Annotated in this window: 12 protein-coding genes; 1 reads left to right on the top strand and 11 read right to left on the bottom strand. The window is 69.9% G+C overall.

The features are described from left to right. Positions 1-15 precede the first annotated feature (15 nt). From ABT336_RS04420 to drmD, 9 genes are all read right to left on the bottom strand, one after another. Complete coding sequence (locus ABT336_RS04420; protein ID WP_350895080.1) at positions 16-1,983, bottom strand: N-6 DNA methylase; 1,968 nt, start codon at positions 1,981-1,983, stop codon at positions 16-18. 7 nt (positions 1,984-1,990) lie between these two features. Next, entirely contained in the window at positions 1,991-2,764 is a 774-nt protein-coding gene (drmC, locus tag ABT336_RS04415; protein ID WP_350895079.1) for a DISARM system phospholipase D-like protein DrmC, read from the bottom strand. After that, entirely contained in the window at positions 2,761-4,653 is a 1,893-nt protein-coding gene (drmB, locus tag ABT336_RS04410) for a DrmB family protein (RefSeq protein WP_350895078.1), read from the bottom strand. The genes drmC and drmB overlap by 4 nt, the downstream gene beginning before the upstream one ends. After that, the gene (gene drmA / locus ABT336_RS04405) at positions 4,653-8,483 is read right to left on the bottom strand and encodes a DISARM system helicase DrmA (RefSeq protein WP_350895077.1); all 3,831 of its coding nucleotides are present in this window, start codon (positions 8,481-8,483) and stop codon (positions 4,653-4,655) included. Before drmA ends, drmB begins: the two co-directional genes overlap by 1 nt. Next, entirely contained in the window at positions 8,480-9,148 is a 669-nt protein-coding gene (locus tag ABT336_RS04400; RefSeq protein WP_350895076.1) for a hypothetical protein, read from the bottom strand. Before ABT336_RS04400 ends, drmA begins: the two co-directional genes overlap by 4 nt. A 20-nt stretch (positions 9,149-9,168) precedes the next feature. Further along, positions 9,169-10,356: an AAA family ATPase gene (locus tag ABT336_RS04395; RefSeq protein ID WP_350895075.1), complete on the bottom strand. Its 1,188-nt coding sequence runs from the start codon at positions 10,354-10,356 to the stop codon at positions 9,169-9,171. Between the two features lie 76 nt (positions 10,357-10,432). After that, positions 10,433-12,022 (bottom strand): 3'-5' exonuclease, encoded by a 1,590-nt coding sequence (locus ABT336_RS04390; protein WP_350895074.1) that lies wholly within the window; start codon positions 12,020-12,022, stop codon positions 10,433-10,435. 33 nt (positions 12,023-12,055) lie between these two features. After that, the gene (locus ABT336_RS04385) at positions 12,056-16,045 is read right to left on the bottom strand and encodes an Eco57I restriction-modification methylase domain-containing protein (RefSeq protein WP_350895073.1); all 3,990 of its coding nucleotides are present in this window, start codon (positions 16,043-16,045) and stop codon (positions 12,056-12,058) included. Next, a complete protein-coding gene (drmD, locus tag ABT336_RS04380; RefSeq protein WP_350895072.1) occupies positions 16,042-19,185 on the bottom strand; it encodes a DISARM system SNF2-like helicase DrmD in 3,144 nt (1,047 codons plus the stop codon). The genes ABT336_RS04385 and drmD overlap by 4 nt, the downstream gene beginning before the upstream one ends. A 602-nt stretch (positions 19,186-19,787) precedes the next feature. Between drmD and ABT336_RS04375 the strand changes: the two genes are divergently transcribed. Then, a complete protein-coding gene (locus tag ABT336_RS04375) occupies positions 19,788-20,519 on the top strand; it encodes a hypothetical protein (RefSeq protein ID WP_350895071.1) in 732 nt (243 codons plus the stop codon). A gap of 81 nt (positions 20,520-20,600) precedes the next feature. Here the strand turns inward: ABT336_RS04375 and ABT336_RS04370 are convergent, their stop codons facing one another. Further along, positions 20,601-21,044 (bottom strand): hypothetical protein, encoded by a 444-nt coding sequence (locus tag ABT336_RS04370; RefSeq protein WP_350895070.1) that lies wholly within the window; start codon positions 21,042-21,044, stop codon positions 20,601-20,603. 627 nt (positions 21,045-21,671) lie between these two features. Further along, positions 21,672-22,136 (bottom strand): ArsI/CadI family heavy metal resistance metalloenzyme, encoded by a 465-nt coding sequence (locus ABT336_RS04365; protein WP_350895069.1) that lies wholly within the window; start codon positions 22,134-22,136, stop codon positions 21,672-21,674. Between the last annotated feature and the right edge of the window lie 9 nt (positions 22,137-22,145).

Genomic DNA, 22,145 nt, shown 5'->3' with positions numbered 1-22,145 from the left:
TCGACGTCTGGAAGGCTAGCGGCCGGACCCCTTCGGCCGCAGACCCCCGTGGCCCAGGCCGTGGAACCCCTGTTCCACCAGCGTTTGTCCCCGTACGCCCACCTCCCGCAGCTTCTCCTCGACGGCGAAGAGGCGACGGAAGGCTTCCCCGTAGGCCCGCTGTTGGGCGAGGGGTAGCCGGGGGACCCGGACCCGCCGCAGGTCGGCCTGACCGGCGAGCGAAGCGCTGCCGGAGGCACCGGCACCTTGCCCGGCGCGTAGGAACCCGGCGAGAAAGTGCGCGTCGACCCGCTCCGGGTCAACGCGCAGCAGGTAGAGCCGGGGGCCGAGCAGGGCTCCTGCCTCGGTGACCACCCGCACCACGGGTGTCCGTGGTGCCAGCGGTGTCACCAGGTCGCTGGGTTGGAGAGTGACGCAGCCGTCGGTGCGATGTGCTCGGCCGGTGGGCGGGCGACCGTGTCTTACGTCCTTCGCCGTGAGCAGCAGTACGTCGCCGGCGTCACCGTCGGCCACGCCGACGGGGGCCTGCCGGAGCAGCAGGGCTCCGGTCCGGACTAGCTCACCGATCGTCGTCGTGGCGATGGCCTCGAAAGGATCGCCGGTGTTCAGGTCCGGCAGGTGCGACAGCAGCTCGGTGATCGAGTCCGTCAGGTGCTCGACGGCCGGCCGATACCCGCCTGAAGAGCCGGCTGCACTCGACCAGCGGTGTGGGCTGACGTCGACCTGGTCGTCGAGCAGGTCGATGATCGGCACGACCTGGCTTCCCGCAGGTGGCCGACCGGCCGTAGGTGCCTGATCGAGCAGCGTGGCGAAGACGCCCTCGACATCCGCCTCACCGACGAGAAGGTGGCTGACGCGTCGCCCTCCGTCGGGCCGTTGGAGCACCCAGAGGTCGACAGCGGCCGCACCCGGAACCGCCGGCGGCAGGCTGAGGACCGCGCGCAACGCACCGGCCCGCAGCAGGTTGCCCCGGATGCGCCGTCCCGAGCGCCGACTCGCCGCCGTCGCCGGCATCAGGATCGCCACCCGCCGTCCTGGCCGCACCTGCGTCAGGCAGTGCTGGACCCAGGCGAGTTCGGGCTCGGCCCGTGGTGGCAGGCCGTACGCCCAACGAGGGTCCTCCGCCACCTCGTCGTGTCCCCACGACGGGTCGCCGAAGGGTGGATCACAGACCACCGCGTCGAACTGGCCGGGAACCGCGCCGGCGTGCCGCAGGGAGTCGGCGGCCACGATCTGCGCCGAGGCACCGTGCAGCGTCAGTCGTACCGCGGCCAACCGGGCGGCGGTACGACTGACGTCCTGCCCGTGCAGGTCGACGGCACCGCCGTCCCGGGCGGCGGTCAGCAGCGATCCGATGCCGCACGCCGGGTCGAGCACCCGGCCGCCGGTCACGCCGGCGGCACGGACCAGAAGTTCGCCGTATGCCGCCGGTGTGCCGGTGTGCCGCCGTGAGTGGACCTCCAGGTAACGCTCGTGGAGGAAGTCGAAGACGGCCCGGTGTCCTTCCTGCCCGGCCACCTCGGCGGTGAGCCGGATGATCGCCACCCCGGCACGGTCCGGGTCGTCGACCACGAAGTCGGCGATCTCGGGCACCACCGCCCGGAGTGCGTCGGCGAGGTCGACGACCAGCACGGCGTCCGGCTGGTCGGCCAGGTGGCACCACCGTTCGGGGGCACGAGCGAGCATGATCAGGAGAGCGCCGACGTAGCCGAGCCGGTCGCCGAGGCGCATGTCCCCGGTCGCGCCACGCAACGCCTGCCACAGACGGTCCACCGGGCGTACCGTGAACGGTTTTCCGTGCCGGGTGAGCCACGCGGTGACGTCGGCGAGGGCGTACTGCGGGCTGGCCGAGCTGCCAGCGACCGGTTCGGGGAAGTCGGCGAAACGACGACGCCAGTTGCTGACGGCGGCCCGACCGACCTGGGCCAGTCGGGCGATGTCGCCGGCGGCGACGGTCGCCGCGACGGTGCCTGTCGAGTCCACCGCCACTTCAGCCCGCCGTGCCGAGTCGGGCCAGGACACCCCGGGTCTGCAGCTCCGCGATGTGCTCGGCGGCCCGCTGAGGTGCCGAGCCCCCGTGCACGAGCAGCCCGGCCTCGATGTTGCGGCTCGCCCCCGACTGGGTCAGGTTGGCGCTGGACACCAGGAGGGCTCTCCGGTCGGCGACGGCGATCTTGGCGTGCATCCGGGCCGGCTTCTCCGCCCGAAGCTCGGTCGGCCAGTGCCACAGGTCGATGCCGGGAACGTCGGCGAACGCGCTGGCCGGCTCGGCGCCCCGCAGCGCACCTGCCGCCCCGGCCAGCGTCTCCACCACCACGGTGACCGCCACTCCCCGCCCGGTGGCCTCCCTCAACGCCCGCACCAGTGGTGGGTACGGTCTCGCCGAGTAGCTCATCAGCAGCAGTTCGTGGCGTGCGGAGCGGACCAGGCCGGTGAGCACCTGCGCGGTGGCGCGGACCGGGACCGGATGGGTGCTCGGCCCGCTCCACACCGATTCGATCCGCACCGCCGTGGACCGTTGGGTGTGGCCGGCGGACAGGCCGCGCAGGTAGGCCGCCGCCTCCACATCCGGCAGTCCGGAGAGCCGCTGGGCGGCCAGGACCGCCGCTGCCGTCTCGGCGAATCCGGGCACCGGTACGGCGTGCCGGACCGCCTGCTCCGGCCAGTCGCCGCCGAGGCGGTCGGCCAACACTCGCAGGTGTGCCGGCCCGAGCCGGTGCACCGCGGCCTCAGCCGCCGCCTCGAACGCCGGATGCCAGGTCACGGCAGTTCGGGGAAGAGCGCCAACTCCGGGCCGTCGACCGGTACGACGAAGCGGCGGTCCAGGAACCGGTTGCCGCGTTCGCAGGTGGTCTCGGAGACGAAGAGGCAGACGTGGCAGGCGGCCCCGTGGAGGAACTCCGCCGGGTCGTGGGGCAGCCGCTCCGCGCAGAGCGGATCGGAGGAGCAGTGCATGGCGTCGGCGAGCGCCCGCCGGGTGAGGCGGAACAACGCCGCCGGCTCGGCCAACGACACCAGCCCGCCGAGGGTCCCCTCGGCGTCCGGCACCGCCGTGTAGATGAGGATGCCGGCCCGGTGGGGGTCCTGCTCGGTGGCGGAGTAGATCCGTTCCGACAGGCTCGCCGAGCTGTAGCCGCACTCCAGAGCGATGGTGCGGATCAGCAGGTGGGAGAGGGTGTGCAGGGCGATGAACCGCTCCCCCGGCCAGTGCCGCATCGGCTCGAATCCACCCCGGATCCGCCCCGAGTAGCGGCTGCGCCGGAACCGGGCGTACGCCTCCCGGTGGGTCTGCATGCTCTCGGTGTCGGTGACCCGGGCCGTCCACTCGGTGAGCAGGTCCTCCGGCAGGCGGAGGAAGATGCCCTCACCGCGGACCTCGCTGGCCGGCACCCAGTCCACCCTGGCCCTGGCCAGCGGGGCTCGGATGACCAGGTCCGGGTCCATCGGGTCGGGGGCGTCCAGTCGGGTGAAGCCGACCAGCGCCCGCACCTCGCGCAGCCGTTCGGCCTGGATGACGTCGGCGTAGACCTCCTTGAGCTGCGCCGGCACCCCGTCGGGGTCACGTCGGAGGGTGAAGTCGTCGGTGGCGGTCGGCAGCTGCGCGGCGGAGAAGATCTCCCACTCCGGGGTACGCAGATCCGGGTATCCCCGGTCGTCTTCGGATTCGGGGGTGTTTCGCTGCCGCTGGATCGCCGCCCAGACCTCCTGGTCGCTCCACCGGTCGAAGGCCTTCATCGCAGGCACGGCCACGCGGGCGAAAGCCACGAACGCGATGCTCTCCATCTGTTCGAAGGTCGACCAGTGGTCGACGACCTTCGCCTGGAGCTCGCTGGCGCCGGTGGGCGGCACGGCGAGCGCGGAGAGGGTCTGTGCGAACCACTGGTTGGAGGCGCCGATGACCAGCAGCTTCAGCTCCCCCGGGCACTCCCCCGACTCGAAGTCGCCCAGGTGTGCGCGGCGGCCCCGACACCGGGGCAGCTTGGCGGCACCCCGCTGACCCAGCACCTCCTTGAGGTTGCGCCGGGCCCCGCAGGGCATGCACCGGATCTCGACGTTCGCACCGAGGTTCCCGCCCCGGTCGTCCATCCGCAGCTTCGGGTGGGAGGCTTCCGGGCAGCCGGCGCCCTGGTGAGCGAACTCGGTATAGGGGAAGTCGTCGAGGTGCCCGGCGGTGCAGGCGAGCACGAACCGGGCCGCCACCGCCATGGGCCGCCGCCCGGACTTCTTCCGCGAGCAGGAGACGTGGAAGAACCGGGCCTCGTGCGGCTTACGGGGCTTGGAGTTCTCGAAGTCGAATGTGCTGCCCTCGACCGGTGCCAGCTCGTCGCAGGCGGTGCAGCGCAGCCAGCCGGGGAAGGGTGTGATCGGCACCCCGATCTTCGCCGCCGGGCTGTTCGGCTCGTCGGCACCCTCCACCCACGGTGCCGGCCTGAGCTGCTCGATCGCCGGGTCGTTGAGGAACTTGCGCACCTCGGCGAGGAGCCGATTCTCGACGATGGGCGTGAACTCGGGTACCAGTTTGTGGTCCCAGTCGTCGAGGCCACGGACCAGGACCGAGAAGTTGGGCAGGTCGACGACCGCGCCGACCCCGGTGGTGAACATCAGGTGGCTGGGGCGCACCGAGCCGACCCGTCGGAAGAACTTGCCCGCCATCACTTGCCCTTCCCGGTCAGCGTCGACTCGCCCAACTCGTCCCCGTCCGGCAGGTCCTCGTCCCGGGCCTCCTCGCCGGGCGGGCCGAACGACCACGGTGGCGCACCGTACAACGGGTCGAAGAGCTTGCCCCCGGCGGGCAGCACCAGGTTGATCTCGTTTTCGGTCTCGCGCATCGACTGCCCGACCGTCAGGTCGTCCCACCGGTCGCTGCCGGCCCGCTGCAGCAGGCCGGTGAGCTGCTGCTGTTTGAACGATCCCTTGTCGTAGCCGAGCCGGGTGAGCCCGGTCCGGCGCTTCTCCCACAGGTCACGCAGCCGGTTGATCCGCTGGGACAGGTACTCGCGGCCCCGCTCGCCGCCGATCGCCTCGGCGCGGTCGAGAAAACGGTCGACGATCCGTTGCACCTGCGGCCCGTCGAGCGGGACGTCGTGGGCGTCGGTGTTGCGGGAGAAGGTCTCCTCCGCGTTGCGCACCGCCGCGACCAGGGTCGCGGTGGTCCCCCGGTCCAGCGCCCGCCGGGTGTACGGGGTGACCGACAGCGCCTCCACCTGCCGGTAGAAGGTGGCGTGGTAGTACTCGAAGTCCTCGTAGTGGGCGAGGTCGCGGGGGCGGGTCCAGTTGTAGAGGGTGACCACGAGGCCGGGCCGGCGGGCGTCCCGACCGACCCGGGAGGATGCCTGGATGTACTCGGCGGTGTTCTTCGGCTGGCCGGTGACCACCATCAGCCCGAACCGGGACACGTCCACGCCGACCTGAAGCATCGAGGTGGCGAGCACCGCGTCGACGGGCAGCCGGCCGTCGTGCTGCCGCTTGTAGAAGCGGTCGGTGACCGGGTGCAGCTTCAGCCGCGGGTTGGAGGCGGTCTTGGCCTTCTGCGCCTCCCGCATGTCGGCGAAGATGGCCTTGCGCCGGGCGGTCGTGTCGAGCTCCGGGTCGAAGCCGATCTCCAGCCGCTTGAGCACGTCACTGATGTCGGCCGAGGAGATCCGCGAGGTCAACTCCTGCACGTTGAGCGTCAGCGGCCCGACCAGCCGGTCCGACAGTCCCTTGCGCCGCCCGTGGCTGCGGACCCGGGTGGTGACGTCGTCGTCCATCAGCCGCCGCATGCCGGCAAGCTCCCGCGTCGCGCTGAAGTAGCCGACGTTCGTCAGGTACGGGTCGGCGGGCGAGCCGTACCGGTCGAAGAGGGTCTGACCGGCGATGAGCAGGATCTCGGCGACCCGGATCTCGGCGGACTTCATCCGCACCCCGTGTGCGCAGATGCCGAGGTAACGCCGGCCCGGATTGTCGACGGTGACCGGCACCTGCTCACTGAAGAAGGTGTCGGTGATGTCGACGACCGGCGGCGGGAAGACCGCCAGGTCCCGGCCGAAGACGCCGAGCACCTGCTCCCGGGCGCGCTTGGTGGTGGCCGTCGAGGCGACGATCTTCGGTCCGGTCTTGCCGCCGCCGGGCAGCGGCCAGGTGCAGAGCTCGTCGACGGCCGCCTCGAAGAGCCCGACGACGGTGCCGAGCGCTCCGGAGATCAGGTGCAGCTCGTCCTGGATGATCAGATCCGGTGGGCGCAGCCGCACCACCGGCTGACTGGTGACCGCCGGCAGGCTGCCCTTCTTGTTGTGTCGGGCACCGCAGTTGACCCGCCCGTCGAGGTCGTCGTGCCGGTACCCGTGCCGGGGGCAGAGCTGCCGGACCCGACCGAAGAGCAGCCCGGCGTAGCCGCGCCAGGGCAGCTGGGCCAGCTTGTCGACGGTGGCGATGACCAGGCTGGGGGCGTACCGGTAGATCTCCTCGTCGACGGTGAGGATCGGCAGACCCTCCTTGCTGCGGGTGCGGGAGAACGGGCAGGCGTCGGCCCCCTCGCCCTCGGCGCAGAAGAGCAGGATCCGGCGACGGTCGTCCTTGGGGTCGAGGTCCTGCTCGGCGCGGAGCTTCGCCCCGCACCACGGGCAGCTCAACGTCTGCAGGACGTTCGTGTACTTGCCGTGCCCGGTCTCCCTGGCCTCGGCGATCTGCTGGGCGGCCTCGTCGTACCAGTTCGGGGAGACACCGCCGCCGACCCACAGGCCGATCCGGAACGGCTCACTGCCCCAGGTCGCCTCGTCGCGTAGCCGCAGCACCTCGGCGGCGCAGACCAGCGCGGCGGCCCGCTGGAACTGCTGGGCGGTGAGCAGCCGCAGGGTGTACCGCATCAGCACCGCCACGCCGGCGTCACCGCTGCGGGCGTCCACACCGGTGCCGACCACCCCCTGGAGGCGGCGGATGGCGAAGGTGTAGGCGGTCAACCCCAGGTAGGCCTCGGTCTTGCCGCCACCGGTGGGGAAGAAGAGCAGGTCCACCGTGGCCTGCGGGTCAGTGGCCCGTTCCGGGTGCGCCGGGTCGGTCAGCGACGGCAGGTTGAGCAGCACGAACGCGAGCTGGAACGGCCGCCAGGACGCGGCGGCCACACCGCGCGCGTCGATCTCGGCCTTGGCTTCCAGGTACGACAGACCCTTCTCCTCGCGCAGCCGGGCCACGTCGCTGTGCCGGCGCTGCAACGCCATGGCCTGATTGGCGAAGCGGAACGCGGCGATCGCCTCGGCGTGCCGGGACGCCTCCGGGTTGGTCAGCAGCGCGATGCCGGCGCGGATCCTGGTGGCGACCTGACCGGCGGTGAAGACGGCCGTCTCGGCGGCCGGGCGCAGCGGCTCGGGCAGCCCGGGGATCTTCGCTTCCTCGTCGTCGAGCCATGCCTCGTACCCGTCGGCGAGCACCGCCAGACCGGTGCGGAGCCGGTCGATGTCGGCGGCGGCCAGGGCGTCCATGGACAGCTCGACACCGGCGAGTGGTGTCCCCTCGCCCACCGGGGCGACGGTCGCGGGCACGTTGTAGGTGGGCAGCCAGGTGGTGAAGAGTTTGTACGCGCACCGTTCCCCGTCGCGGACCCACGGGTGCACAGCCACGTTGCGCCCGGCGGCGTAGCGGCGCTGCGCCCGGTAGAGCAGCCGCAGGTGCGTCTCCTCCTGGTCGTCGCTGAGCCCCTTCACTCCGTCCAGCGGGTCGTCGATGGGCAGGAAGACCGACGCGTTCCCCTCCGTGGCGGTCACCGTCAACGACGACTGGAACAGCCAGGCGGTGTCGGCGTTCGTCGCCGGCTCCACCTGCGTGTTGATCAGCGCGAGTTGCACCACCCGCCGACCGTCGCGCGGGCGCACCTCGACCGCGAGATGCACCCCCGGCGCGTCCGCGTCGGCCACCGTCAACGGAATCCGGTACGACGTCTCACCGTCGAGCCGGACCTCCTTCGGGTACGACACCGGCTCCCGATACCAGATCCGCTTCGAACGGCCCTTCTCCTCCTCGGTGATCCGCAGGTCGTAGCGGCCCCACTCGGCGGTCACCGCCAGCACGTCGGTGTCGTCGGCGACGGCGAAGGAGAGCCCCATCGAGGAAGCCCACATCTTGCCCAGATTCAGCGGGGTGACCACCTCGGGCAGCTCCGCCTCGCTGCCGTCCCCGCCCTGCACGGCGGCGTCGATGTCCTGCACCTCGGCCGAGTCGGCCTGCGCTCCGCGCGGCCGCTGCTTCGGACCGAGCATGCCGACCAGGTACCGCTCCCGGGGGCCCATCGCCCCGGGCGGGAACTCCTCGTCCTCACCGCCCCACGGCCCGAGCAGGTCCCGCCCGATCAGCTCCTCCAACTCGTCGCGCACCTGATACGAGGTCGCTTCGGTGAAGCTCTGCGGCTGGTCCAGCGCAGGGGTCTCGGCTCCCTCACCGCCGGAGAACTCGAGCGACTGCTGCTCACCTCGGGGATGTGGGAAGAGCCCGCCCTGAGCATCGACCTTCACTGCGGCCTCCTCGGCTTCGGAATGTGTAGCTTGCAGCACTCGGCGGCGTCGTCCCGCAACTGGTTCCACGACCGGTTACGACCGACTGGCTGGTCGAGGCGGTTCAGCGCCGCCGCTTTGGCCAGCACGTCCGGCGCGTCTGACTCCCGGTAACGCCGACCGCCGGCACCACCGACGTTCCGCTTGAGGATCTCCTTCGGGTCGGGCAGCGTGCCGGTGTCCCGATTGCGGTACTGCCTGGGCACGTTCCAGCTGGATACCGTGCCGGTCAGGGCCTCGGGGAAGAGCAGCAGCCACGCCTCCACCTCGGCCACCGACAGCACATAGTGCGCGCTGTCGACCTCGGTCCGCAGCGCCGCCTGAACGCGCTGCTGGGCTTCGACGTACTCGTCACCGTCGGTGCGGTCGAAGTCCTCCTGGACGAAGAGGCAGGCCAGCTCGGCCCGTTCCAGTGCCGCCCTGGCTCGGGCCCGGCGGGTGAGGGTACGCACCCGGGAGATCAACTCGCCGTGACTCTTGGCCCGGTGCAGCCGCACCGAGTCGTTGATCTCCACCAGCCGTCCCCGCATCGTCGGGCAGAGCTTCTCCAGAACGACCCGCAGGCATTCGCGGTCGTTGCGGTCCTCGCCGGCCAACACCACCACCGGCCGTTTGGCGGCCCGCACCGCCGTTCCTCCCCGACGGGTCACAGATCACCACCAAGGGCGCCCGAGAACCAGAGATCGCCGAGGGGCAGGCCCTCGCTGGCCGTCACAATGTCGTCGATCCGCCCGGCGGAGATCGCCGGTATCGCCGACGACCCGTCGTCACGCCGCTCACACACCACCAGTTCCTCCGGATTCAGCCGGTCCGCAAGTGCCGGGGAGTGCGTGGCGATGAGGAACTGGGTCCGCTCGCTCGCCTCCCGCAGCCGTTCCACCAGAAGTTCGAGCGCCTGCGGATGCAACCCGTGGTCGATCTCCTCGACGCAGGTCAGGGCGGGCGGGTGCGGATCGTAGAGCAGCGCCAGCAGGCCGAGTAGACGGATCGTGCCGTACGAGGCGTCGGCGAGCTGGGTGGACCGCCGGAGCCCTCGTTCCTGCAGGACCACGACAACCTCCCGGCCAGCACCCGAGGGATAGTCGAAGTCGATGCCGGTCAACTGCGGCAGCACCTCCATAGCGTCCTCGACGAGCCGTTGCCAGGCGTCGTCGTCCTGGCTGCGCAGCGCCAGCAGGAAACCGGCCAGGTTGGCGGCACCGTCGTCGAGAACCTCGGAGCGCGCCGCCCGGGGAAAGCGCGACGGTAGCCGGGCCGAGTCCACCCGGACGTCGAAGACCCGGAACGAGGCGAGCCGCTGGGCCACGGTCGACACCTCGACCCCACCCCGGTCGTCGGAAAGCCGAGGAAGGGTGGAGAGGCCACTGCTCAGCGCGTTGATGCCGATCTCCCGCTCGCCGCCGTCACGGCCGGTGTCCTTGACGTGGACCTTCTGGCCGCTGATGGTGATCCGCCGCCCCCGGCCCTGGGTGCGTTTGAACTGGAAAGATTCCTTGCGGGCCAGCCCTCGTCGCAACCGGGAGACCCGAAGCAGGTACTCATCGGCCGCACTGCGGCTGCTGTGGGTGGTCCACGTCGCCGTCAGCTTGATCTGGAGGTGGGTGGGCGGCCTCTCACCACCCCAGAAGGCCACCTCCTCGAAGCCGCCGCGCAGGTCGAGCGCGGGTTGCAGGTCGGTGCCGATGACGTCGGCCAGGAATCGGAACACGTCGAGCACGTTGCTCTTGCCGGCACCGTTGGGGCCGACGAGCACGTTGAGCGGACGCAACGGCAGCGAGATCCTCCGCAGGCTACGGAAGTTCTCCACCTCGATCGCGAGAAGTCGCTTCTTCATGGAACTCACCCCCTCTGCGTCATTGTTCAGAACCGGCCGCCGTCCGCGAGGGACCTGCCCCGGCCCGTCGCGGTCTTCAGGCCACGACCTGGCGGAGAAGTTCCGCTATTCCGGCCACGAGCGCACCACCGACGACGAGGACGGCGACGCATCCACTCTTCGCCGGGCCACCGGCCATAGCCGGGGTTCGACTGCTCCGCTGTCCGGCCGGGACGGTGATCACCACGTCGGCGAAGTCCTCGTCGTCGTAGCGGGCCACGAACTGGTCGTGGTATTCGGCGTCGGTCAGCTCGCGTGGCCGCCAGTACTCGTGCCACTCGGGCCGGCGAGGTGCACTGGCGGCTGCCCGCTCCGCGCTGATCTGGGAGGCGATCTGCTCCCCGTCACGGTCGACGAAGAGCCCGTTGGGCTTGTCGACCTCCGCCGCCAGGAGCTTGCGGGCCTGCTCGGGCGAGCGGACGTCGACTGCCAGCGCGAGAGCCTTGGCGATCCGTGGGTCGGTCTCCGGGACGTCGTCGTTGACGACGAGCCGCACGGTCTTGGTCAGGTTGACCGCGACCTTCGCTCCATGTTCGACGGCGTAGTCGAGCAGCTCGGTCAGGGCCGGCGAGTCACCGACCGGCAGCAACCGCCACCCCTTCAACGGCCCGTTGCCTTTGGCCCGGTTCGCTGCGGCGGCCTCCTCCAGGTCGCTGATCAGGTGCGAGGCGGCAAGTTCCTTCCCGGCCCGCTGCAGCTCCCGCAGCTCGACGGGGGTGACAACACCGTCCGCTTCGGCGCGGGCCCGCGCATCGGCGAGAAACTCCTCGTGCACCTGACGGGCGGTGGTCTGGGTCAGGCCGGCCCGCGCTGCGGCGACCGCCAACTGGTTGGCCTCCTCGCTGACGATCTTGCCGTCGGCGAGGGCGTGGCCGAGCAGCGCCCGGTAGTCACGCAGCCCGTCGGGGCGGGGCTGCGGTGGGTGCGCCATCAGCGGCAGCCGCGCCGTCAGGGTGCCGAGCCACCCGACGGTCCCTCTCCGCAGCCCGGTGGCCCGGGGAACGATCGGGCCACCGCGCGGCAGGTTGGTGGGCAGCGGCACCGGCGCCGGGCCGACCCAGGTCAGCGGCTGTGGTGCCTCGGCGATCAGCTTGGCGAGGGTGGCGGCGAGCGCCCGCGCGTCACCGAGCGCCGAATGCCGCGCGTCGAGCCACTCGCCGGTGATGAGGTGACTGACGTTCTCCAGCTTGTAGCCCCACCGGTCGAGCTGTCGGCGAGCGGTGACCAGGGTGCAGAGCCCAGGGACTCCCCGAAGGTTGATTCCGAGCCGCCCGAACTCGGCTGCCAGGAACTTCTCCTCGTAGTCCAGGTTGTGGCTGACCACCACTGCGTCCGCCAGGTACGCCGACACGTCTCCGGCGATGTCGGCGAAGGTGGGGGCGGTCCGGACGTCGGCGATCGTGATCCCGTGGTACTCGCTGTTGTTGATCCGCTGCTTCTCGGGGTTGACCAGGGTCGAGTACTCGTCCAGGACGACACCGTCCCCGCGCATCCGGACGATGCCCAGCTCGCAGACCCGCGAGCCTCGGCCCGGCTCCAGGCCGGTGGTCTCCAGGTCGAGCACGGCGAACGTCAACGCACGCGGGTCGACGCCGCGCTGACGGGTGAGCTGCCCACGCGTGAACACGTTGGGCCTCCACTTCGGGGGATGAAAAGGGGGTCAGAACAGGGTGGCGGCGTCGCCCTTGGGGCGGTTGACCTTCTTCTTGTCGTGCAGGCCCTTGGCGATCTCTTCGGCGTAGCGCTCGTGGTTGAGCTCCAGCAGCCGGTCGAGGACTTCCCGCTGCACATCGGGACCGATCGTGTACCGCACATATGCGCCGGCCGTGTGGAACCCGTGGTCCAGCCCCTGCTCGACCAGGTCGTCCCACCCGTAGGCTCGGCAGACCGCCACATCGATCTCCCGATGAATCCGCCGCAACTCCACGATGTCCTCGTCCCGGCAGGCCGCATCGAAAACCAGCTTGTACGTCGCCGTCAGCCCAGCCTGCCGACTCAGCATTACATCCCGACGGTAGGTGTCGAGCCGCTCACCCAGCTTTCGCAGGTCGGACGTCAGCTCCGGCAATGCAAGGGTCTCAAACACGTCCGATGGGGTGTAGCGGAGGTCCGCCTTCATTGAGGATGCCCGGCTGGCCGCCCACCAGTAGTGCGGCGAACTCGACAACAACGCAAACATTCCCGTGTCGTCCGTCGCAAAAATTCCCAGCGCGTGCGAAAAAACCTGGCGGGTCGGCACCATCACCGGCATGACCGTCTTGCTCACAAGCGTGATCACGACGACTCGCTCGAAACCTGCGATAGCGCGAAGCATGTTTGACCGCCGCCGCCAATACTGCCACCACGGCGCTTTCCTGACTGCTGCGCTACTCGAAGCGCGTTCAGGTTTTACCAGGCGACTTACACGATCGAAGACGTCCGAGTAGGTTCTTGCCTGATCCTCGTTCCAGTCGTGGAAGTTGATGACCCATCGGCTTGCCGAGCAGTCTGGGCGGGAATTGAGGTCTTTCCCATTTACGTAAGGAGAGAGAACGTCGCGGTTGCGCCCGTCCTTGGCGATCAGCGCGACGGATTCCTCCGACTCCACGGTGAAGCCGAGCCCCAGAACGTACGAGCCGATGAACGACATGTCTACGTTGCGCTCCAGGCGGTAAGGGTTGCCGGTAACTCTCTTTTCGGGGTCGAGGGAGGGCGTCACCCCAGTGACCACAATGCCATCGGCACGCCGCTCAGCGGTGGGACCCAGGTCGGCCCTGCTGGTCCAGACGGCGCAGAATTCCAGGGCCGCTGACTGAGAAGGCCACGGGCGACTCTTAATGGCTTGCCGGATGGTCGCACCACCTGCGACCACTTGGTCGAGGCCCACCTCCCGGGTGTCACCCTGGGCGAGGGTGTTGGTGGCGATCAATCCGGTCTGACCATCCGAGTTGAGCAGGTCGTGCGCCCGCAGCAGGAAGTAGGCGACCAGATCCGCGTGTCCCTTCACCCCCCGCCCGACTCGGGCAACGAGGTACTCCCTATACGCCGAACCCATGGGGCCGCTGATCTTCTTGCCTCCAAGGAACGGCGGGTTGCCGATGATGGCGTCGAACCCGTCTTGCTCAAAGACCTCGGGAAACTCCAGAGACCAGTGCAGCGGCTTCCGGTCGAAGTTCCCGGCCGGTTGGTCGAACGCCAACCACTCTTGTGCCTTTCCTCGGAGCTCGTCTAGGCCTCCGCTCTTGACCAACCGCTGGGTCAACGCGCCGACCTTTTCGGCGATGGCAACCGGATCCTGGCCTCGTTTCATTGAGGCCAGCGATGCCCCGACCACCAGGTCGGCGTAGGACTGGGCACGGGTTCGGACCTCCTTTGCCTCCGCGAGGAGCCGGTGCTTCTCCGCCAGGGCGTCCGGCCCATCGGGCAGCTGAGTGATCTGCCGCCGCAGGTCCCGGGACTCGGCGATTTCCCGCTCCAGCCGGAGGTCCCGGACGTTCTTGCCTGGCAGGGTCGTGACGTTGCCGAGGCCGAGGAGGGAGTCACCGGCCGCGAGACGGTCGTCGAGGAAGGTGAAGGGGCGTTGGGGGTCCATCGAGACCAGCCAGAGGGAGAGCTTGCCCATCTCCACGGCCATCGGGTTGATGTCCACCCCGTACAGGCAGTGCTCGATGATCTGTCGCCGGGCCTCGATGACGAGGGGGTCGTCGTCGGCGTCCACCGCGCGGTCGGTGTGCAGCTCGGCATACCTGGCGGCCTTCTCGTTGCCCTCCCGGGCCCAGGCCGAGAGGAGGTGTCCCGCGAGGTAGCGGGCTGCGGCCACCAGAAACGCCGCCGAGCCCATGGCGATGTCGGCGACCTTGAGGGCGAGGATCTCGTCGGCGGACTTCTTGACCCACTGGGTAGTATCCGCCGTCTGCAGCGGCCCCACCTTGTAGACGAGCGGCTCCAGAGCTCCCTCCACCACCTCTTCAGCAAGTTTCCGGGGGGTGTAGTGGGTGCCGGTGTTGCGGCGTAGGGCCGACTCGGTGACGAAGAGGGCGCCGGGGAGGATCACCACGGGAAGGCCGCGCAGGTCGTCGCGGATGAGGCCGTGGAACGGCAACAGCCGCTCGGCGAGCTGGTAATCGTTGCCGTTGACCGCGAGCAGCTTCTTACGGACCTCCTCGCGCTCCACCCCGTCGAGCGGGACGAGCTTCTTGGTCAGCGCCGCCACCGAGCCGATCTTGGAAGTCTTGTACGTCTCGGCGAGCGCCTTGGCCAACGCCGCTGGCTCGGAGTGCCGGCCGCGTATCGACTCCAGGGCGGTGAGGGCGACCTCCTCCTCGATGCCCTCCCCGCCGATCAGGCCAAGGGTGACGCCCTCGGCGCGGAAGCCTTCGAAGGAGAGCAGGCCTTCGTAGACGTACCCGATCTGTTCGACGTCGAGGGCGCGGAAGCTGACCGTGCGGTTCTCCTTGGACCGGCCCTTGCCGACCTGGACCCGTTGCACCGAGCGGAGCATGTGCAGGACGGTCCGGTCGTCGATGGTGAGCGGCAGCCAGTCGTACTGCTCGGGATTGAAGAGGGAGCCCTGGTGGCCGTGCAGCTTGAGGCGGGGGTGGTCGACGCCGTCGTGGACGGCGTTGAAGACGGCGAGGAGCCGGTGCCAGGCGGCGGAGGTGTGCTCCAGGTCCTCTTCGGAGCCCTGCTTGACCTGCTGCTCCAGCTCCTCGCGGAGCCGGCCGGCGGAGTACGCCGTCGAGTACAGCTCGTTGTCGGCGGGGAGCAGGCGACGCTCCTCGGCGAAGAGCAGGAAGACGATCCGCATCATCACCGCGACCGAGCCCCGGTACACCTCGTGGGCGTCGACGTGGGCGAGGCCGCGTCCGCCGGTCTCCCGGTCGCGGACGTCGATCCGGCCGATGGCGGCGACGAGGAGTTCGACGGCCCGGCGGACGTTGACGCCGAGCGCCTCGGTGATCTCCTCCTGGCTGTTGAGGCTGTCCCGCAGCAGCGGGACGAGTCGTTCGTCGTCGGGGACGCCGAAGAATCGGCGGCGGGCCAGCAGCGACACGAAGGCGCGGACCACGTCCCGTTCGGCCGCCTCCGGCCAGGAGACGGCGTCGAAGGTGGCGGTGGTGGTGACACCGCCGCGTGGTGCCCAGACCAGGGTCCACCATCGGCCGTCGGTGGCCAGGCCCAGTTCGACGTTGTGGTGCCGGCAGAGGGTGGCGAGCCGGTCGGCGGGGGTAGCCGCCCAGGTGGAGTCCTTGATCCGCGCGGTCGGTTGCTGGCCGGGCGGGCAGGTCAGCCCGAGCAGCCGTACGCTGTCCGGCTTGACCTGCTCGCCCGGCTCGACCAGGACGAAGGAGGGGCGCAGCTCGGTGTCGTGCTCGGCGACGGTGTGGGTGAGTCCGTCGAGGTCGGCGGTGTGCAGGGCGTTGCCCCAGCCGAGCAGCTCGCCGAGGACGTACCCGATCCAGGTTTGTTGGCCGGCGGCGGTGTCGGCCTGCCAGGTGGTGTGCTCCTGGCGGAGCCGGTCGCGGGTGGGGCGGTCGAGCGTGTCCAGGGTGGGCCAGGTGCGGCGCAGCACGGGCAGGCTGAGGAAGGGGCCGCTGACCTCGACCAGGCTCAGCCAGTTGCGGTGCTGCTCGGCACCGTCGGGAGCGGGACGTCGGAAGGTGCGGCTCATCGGGTGGCCTCCCGCTTCGGGATGACGAAGACGACGGCGACCGGGAAGCTGTGGTCCTTCGGGTCGCGGTAACGGGCGGTGACCGCGTCGAGTTCACGGTCGCGTTCGGCTTCCAGAGCCGACAGGCGGTCCTGCCAGGATTGCCGGTCCTTGCGGTACTGGGCGAGTTCCTCCTTGCTCTTGCTCGCCTCGACGCGGCTGAACAGGGCCTGTTCCTCCTCGCTGTCGTCGGCTTCCAACGCGCCGCGCAGGGTGGCGGCGAACTGGTCGAGGTTCTGCGTGATGCGCTGCCGCTCGGCGTCCTGCCGCTGGGCGAGCTTGCGGTCCAGCGACTCCTGCCGGGCCTTGGTCCGCCACTCGATGGCGGACAGCAGGCCCTTGGCGGTGGCGGGCAGCCACCGCTCGGCGACCCTGGCCTGCACCACCGGCGACGCCTCGGTGCCGGTGGTGAGCGCCCGGTCGAGGATCCCGCCGAGGGTGGTCAGGTTCTCCAGGCGGCGGAATCGGCCCTGCTCGGGCAGCCAGCCCCCGGCGTAGAGGACCTCCTCGTGCAGCCGGACGCCGTCCGCCCCGACCAGGACGAACCGCGAGTACGCCCCGACCAGCACGTCTTCCAACTCCGGATCGTCGCTGACGACGGCGGTGATCCGGTGCAGGCCGATGTCCGGGTTGGAGACGGCGGCCCGCAGCAGCCGGGTGGACATGGCGACGAGGGGGTGGTTGAGGTGAGCGAGGACGATGCCGTCGCGGTCGTCCTTGGCGATCGCCGCGTCGAAGGTGATCGGAAGTTGCCGGGGCGGCTCGTCGCCCTCGGCGAGTTTCGCGGTGAGCCCGGCGCTGGCCCGCTGCCAGGAGCCGGTCAGCGAGGGCACCCGGAAGAGCCCGTCGTCGGCCAGGTGCCGGTCGTCGGTGTGCCGGGCCAGCGGCTGCTGCCGCGCCAGGAGCAGGGCGGTGTCCACGACCCGCTTGACCGCCGGAGGGGTGATGCCGAGTTCCTCGACGGTCTTGTCCAGGTCGGCTCGGAGCCGGCGGACCTGCTCGCGCAGGTTCGTCTCGGTGGGCAGGGTGCCGCCGCTGCGGGCCTTGCCGGCCTGCTCGACGTCGACGGTCACCTGCTCGCCGAGCATCCGCCGTTGCACTGCTTCGGCGAGGACGGCGTTGACCGAGCCGAGGTCGGCTTCCATCCGGGCGACCTTCGTGGCGACCCGGGAGAGGAACTCCAGGTCGGCCTCGAAGGAGTCGACGGCGGTGCCGAACCCGGTGCCGACGAAGTGCTGGATCTCCGGGCTGACCTGCTGGCCGTACCGGTCGATGCGGCCGATCCGCTGCTCCAGCTTGTTCGGGTTGAACGGGATGTCGTAGTTGACCAGCCGGTGGCAGTGGTTCTGCAGGTCGATGCCCTCGCTGGCGGCGTCGGTGGCGAGCAGGATGCGGACCGGGCGTTCGGTCGGGTGGGCCTGGAACTCCAGGCGGATGCGTTCCCGCTCGTCGGTGGGGGTGCCGCCGTGCAGCAGGGCGAGCCGACCGTCGGTGTCGAAACCCTGTTGACGAAGCAGGTCGGCCAGCCACGTTTGGGTGTCGCGGTACTCGGTGAAGACGACGACCCGCTCGTTGAGCCAGTTACGGCCGTCGGGACGGCAGACGGCGGTCAGGTACTCGATCAGCTTGGTCGCCTTGGCGTCCGGCAACGCCTCCTTGCGCTCGGCCCAGTCGCGCATCTTGGTGAGCAGGCCGGTCTCGTCGTCGGTGGGGTCCGGCTGCATCGGGCGGACCCGGTTGAGGGCGTCGTCCTCGGCCTCGGCGGCCTGGTCGTCGTCATAGGTGGCGAGGTCGTCCATGAACTCGTCCATCCACTCCGGCACGTCGTCACTGTCGATCAGCTCCGGGCTGCCCATCCGGTTGGCCAGGGTGTCGAGGTAGACGCGAACGGTGTGCGCGAACGCGGCCGGGCTGGAGAAGAGCCGCTTCTTGAGCAGCAGCGTCACCAGGTCGGTGGCCTTGCGCCCACGCTGCGAGCGCAGCCGACTGCCGCGCAGCTCGGCGAAGTGGGTGAGCAGGGCGTGGATCTGCCGCTCGTCCTCGGGGTAGACGACCGGGATCGACATGGCCTTGCGCTCGACGAAACGCGGGCTGCCGTCGGGGTTCTCGATGTCCCGCTTGAGCCGGCGGACCACGGTGTCCTGCACGGCGGCCGGGTCCGGCCTGACGCCCCGGGCGAACCGTTGGTTGTCGAGGATCTCCAGCAGAGCGGTGAAGGACGCCTGGTAGCCGTTGTGCGGGGTGGCGGAGAGGAAAAGCCGGTGGGTGAAGTGCGGAGCGATCCGGCGGATCAGCTTGGTCTGCTGCGAGTCGACGGCGTAGACCTGCTTCGGCGCGGCCGGGGCGACGTGGTGGGCCTCGTCGAGGACGAGCAGGTCGAAGGTGCGCGGGTACGACGGGCCGTCGGCGGGCAGCATCTCGTCGAGCAGCCGCTGGGCCTTCTGCCCGCGCAGCCAGGGCAGGCTGACGATGCTCAGCGGGAAGACCTCGAACGGGTTGGCGGCGGAGCCGTGGCTGCGGCGCACCTCGGCACAGCGCTCGGAGTCGACCACGGTGAAGTCGAGGCCGAACTTCTCGGCCATCTCGTCGCGCCACTTGATGGTCAGACCCGCCGGGCAGATGATCATGACGCGTCGGGCCCGATGGCGCAGCAGCAACTCCTGGGCGACCAGGCCGGCCTCGATGGTCTTGCCGAGCCCCACGTCGTCGGCGAGGAGCAGGTTGACCCGGGGCGCGTCGACGGCGCGGGCGACCGGCTCGAGCTGGTAGTCCTCGACCGCCACGCCGGAACGGAACGGCGACTGGAGCGTCTTGACGTCCGCGGAGGTGACCGCCGACCAGCGGACCGCGTCGAGGAAGGCGGCGAGCCGCTGCGGCGGGTCGAAGCTGTCTCTGGTTACCTGGGGCAAGGAGCCGCTGGGCAGCACTTCGCGGCCCGGCTCGATCTCCCAGATCACGTCGAGGGTGTGGCCGTAGCGGCCGTCCTCGACGCTCTGCAGGCTGACCAGGGTGCTGTGCTCACTTGGCTGCACCTCGCTGACCACCCACCGCTGTCCACGCACCGACACCAGGCTGCTGATCTGCGGTATCGCCGTCGTCACGCTCGGCATTCTCTCCCCATTGGTTCGCCCCACACGAATCCGCCCCGCACCATACGCAGAGGTATGTTGATGGGACTGTGGTCACCCGATCTAACTGTGTTCTGACTTCACAGCTCCGATGGCGGCACTCAGCAGACCACTGCCCGCCAGTCTCGTCAATCGGACCACCTGTCGCCTTCCTGACATGCCTCCCGGAACGCTCCGGACGTCCGACTGCGCCCCGACGTCCGGCGCTGACCACCGGCCGTCCGGTGGACCCCGATCACCCTCTCGGCGACCCGACCGGCCGAGGATGCTCCGCTGCGACTCGGCCAAGGCGGATGGCCCCGAACTTTGGGACATGCCCGCCGCCTTCACCTGAGCCGTCCATCAAACCCCGCCGCCCGGGCAGCAGGTCCTCCACTCGCCATCAGCGGCAGCAGCGTGTCGCCGCATCACGAATGATTGTCAGGTAGCCGACTGGCCCGCCCCAAAAGCACTCCTTAAGAGACAAACGGCATCGTCAATGCAAGTACGGTGTCCACCGTTCGCCGATCTGGCACAAGTTCCACTCGCCAGTCGAGTGAGACTCAGTTGGGACATGAACCCGAGGAGTTCAAGGCATGGCAGCAGATGCTTTCGACGGGCCGGTTCCGGCAACAACCGGACCCGGGCAGCGGGTTCTCGACCTCCTGAACAAGGCCATCGACCTGCAGAGCCCACTGGTGCGCAAGAACATCACCCGGGCCCGCCAGCGGAACCCCGAGGCGACGCCCGCACAGGTGATCCGCAACCTGGAACGGATGTACGTCAGCGCCCTGACCGGAACGGGTGCCGCAGTGGGTGGAGCTGCGGCAGCCCCCGGCGTCGGCACAGGAGTCGCGCTGGCACTGTCGGCCGGCGAAGCTCTGTCCTCTCTTGAGCTGAGCGCCCTTTTCGCACTCTCGATCGCCGAGGTCCACGGAATCCCCATCGACGAGCTCGAACGCCGCCGGACGATCGTCATGGGGATCATGCTCGGTGGGTCCGGCTCCGCCACCATCGGCAAGGTCGCCGAGCGTACGGGGCAACACTGGGGACGTCAGGTCGCCGCCAAGGTGCCCGCCGAGACGTTGCGCCAGATCAACAAGCTTCTGGGACGACACTTCATCACGAAGTACGGGACCAAGCAGGGCATCATCGTGATCGGCCGGGTGGCACCGTTCGGCATCGGCGCTCTGATCGGTGGTGGTGCCAACGCCGTCCTCGCCTCGCTGGCCGTGCAGGCCAGTCGTCGCGCGTTCGGCCCAGCCCCGACGTCGTGGCCCACGCTGATCGACAGCGCCCCACCGCCGTCCGAGGAGTCACATCGCTGACCCTCCGCGCGCTGAAGGGTGCTGTGCGCGACAAGCAGCCCGTCGGCGTCCGCCCGCCTGTCCCGCCCGACCGGTGGGCAGTCAACTGTTCCAGAACATCAACTCGCGGGCCCGCTGCGAGCAGGCTGTCAGCTCGGGCACGCCACGCGCGGGGACGGTGTACCCGCGCTCGCGGATCAGGGCCAGGAACTCCGCCGGCACCGTGACCCGGTGCCGGCGGACGTAGTAGGCGAGATCCTTGCGCCACAGCCAGTCGCCGTCGGTCAGCACCGTCGAGCCGTTCAGCACCCGCTCGGTGGGCTCGAACGGGTCGGCGGCGACGTCCATGACGTCGATGAGCACATGACCGGCGTCAAGGTAGCCGACCACCCGGGCCACGTCGGGCAACTCCTCGTCAGCGACGCTGTCGAGGATGCTCCGCTGCGGCTCGGCCGAGCGAACGGGCCCGAACTCCAGGAACATCCCCGCCGTCTGCACCTGACCACCATCCATCAGCGTCCGCCGTTCGGATAGTAGGTCTTCCACTGCCCGTCACCCTGGATCATCGGGGTCTGCCCCACCGGACCATACCGGTCGACACCGACGGCATCGGTCGGTGCCGTCACGGGAACCTCCCAGGGCGTCGGCAACCTGCTGGGCCGCTGGTGGCACCCCGGCTCCGGGTTCGACGGCACCGGTCAGATCCATCGCACCGCCGGGGATCCCCGCCCGATCTCTGCCCGGGGGGACCACCATGGACGGTGTGACCAGGCCGTCCCGGAAACGATCCACCGCGCGCCCGGCCACCAGCCGCCGAAGCCGCCGCGCCGCCTCCCGACCAGCCGGCGCTCTTCGACCACCAGCCACGCCGGCCGGACACCTACCTGACCACCGTCTACCGGCTCGACACCGCGCCGACCATGGCCGGGCTGCGCCGCGCGCTGAACCACCCGTACCTGCGGGAGAAGGGGGCACCTGACTAGGGCGGCACCATTCATCGACTCTCGACGTGCTACGACGGTTTGCGGGCTCAGTTGTGCCGATCCGCCCCGATCACTTGCATGGGGCCTGCTGGCCGTCCTGGTTTGCCGCCATCCCGCCCGCCGCCCGACTCGCACTCCACGTAAGGTCAGGCGTTGCGGGTGGGATGGCGGCTGCTGCGGTGCGGTGCCGTCAGCAGCAGGTGCCGGTGGCTCCGGTGGTGGCCGGTTCCTTGGCGGCGGTGGCGGGGGTGCCGCAGGCGCTGGCGGTGACCTTCTTCCCGAGCTGGTCGGAGTCGGCCTTGACGGTGTAGACCTCCCAGGGCTCGTTGCCGGGGCCGTGTACCCACACCTTGTCCTGGAGGGCGTAGCAGCACTCGGTGCTGTTCTCCGCCAGGGTGATCAGGCCGGTTTCGGTGAGGCGTTGGGTGGCGGCGTCGACCTCGTCGGTGGTGGAGACCTCGACGCCCAGGTGGTCCATGACGGTCGGCTGGTCGGGCTCGCCCTCCAGGAGCACGAGCTTCAGCGGCGGGTTCTCGACGGCGAAGTTGGCGTAGCCGGGGCGGCGCTTGGCTGGTTCGACGCCGAACAGCTTCGAGTAGAAGGCCACGGAGCCTTCGAGGTCGGACACGCGCAGGGCAAGTTGAACGCGAGACATGGCTCTCCT

The sequence above is a fragment of the Micromonospora sp. NPDC000207 genome (genome assembly GCF_040300925.1).
GTDB lineage: Bacteria > Actinomycetota > Actinomycetes > Mycobacteriales > Micromonosporaceae > Micromonospora.
This window is presented reverse-complemented; position numbering and strand designations above follow the sequence as displayed.

Coding starts and splice junctions, on each gene's coding strand:
- drmB (WP_350895078.1), bottom strand. CDS start 4,653: ATGGCGGGCAAGTTCTTCCGACGGGTCGGCTCGGTGCGCCCCAGCCAC.
- ABT336_RS04395 (WP_350895075.1), bottom strand. CDS start 10,356: ATGAAGAAGCGACTTCTCGCGATCGAGGTGGAGAACTTCCGTAGCCTG.
- ABT336_RS04385 (WP_350895073.1), bottom strand. CDS start 16,045: ATGAGCCGCACCTTCCGACGTCCCGCTCCCGACGGTGCCGAGCAGCAC.
- ABT336_RS04375 (WP_350895071.1), top strand. CDS start 19,788: ATGGCAGCAGATGCTTTCGACGGGCCGGTTCCGGCAACAACCGGACCC.
- ABT336_RS04365 (WP_350895069.1), bottom strand. CDS start 22,136: ATGTCTCGCGTTCAACTTGCCCTGCGCGTGTCCGACCTCGAAGGCTCC.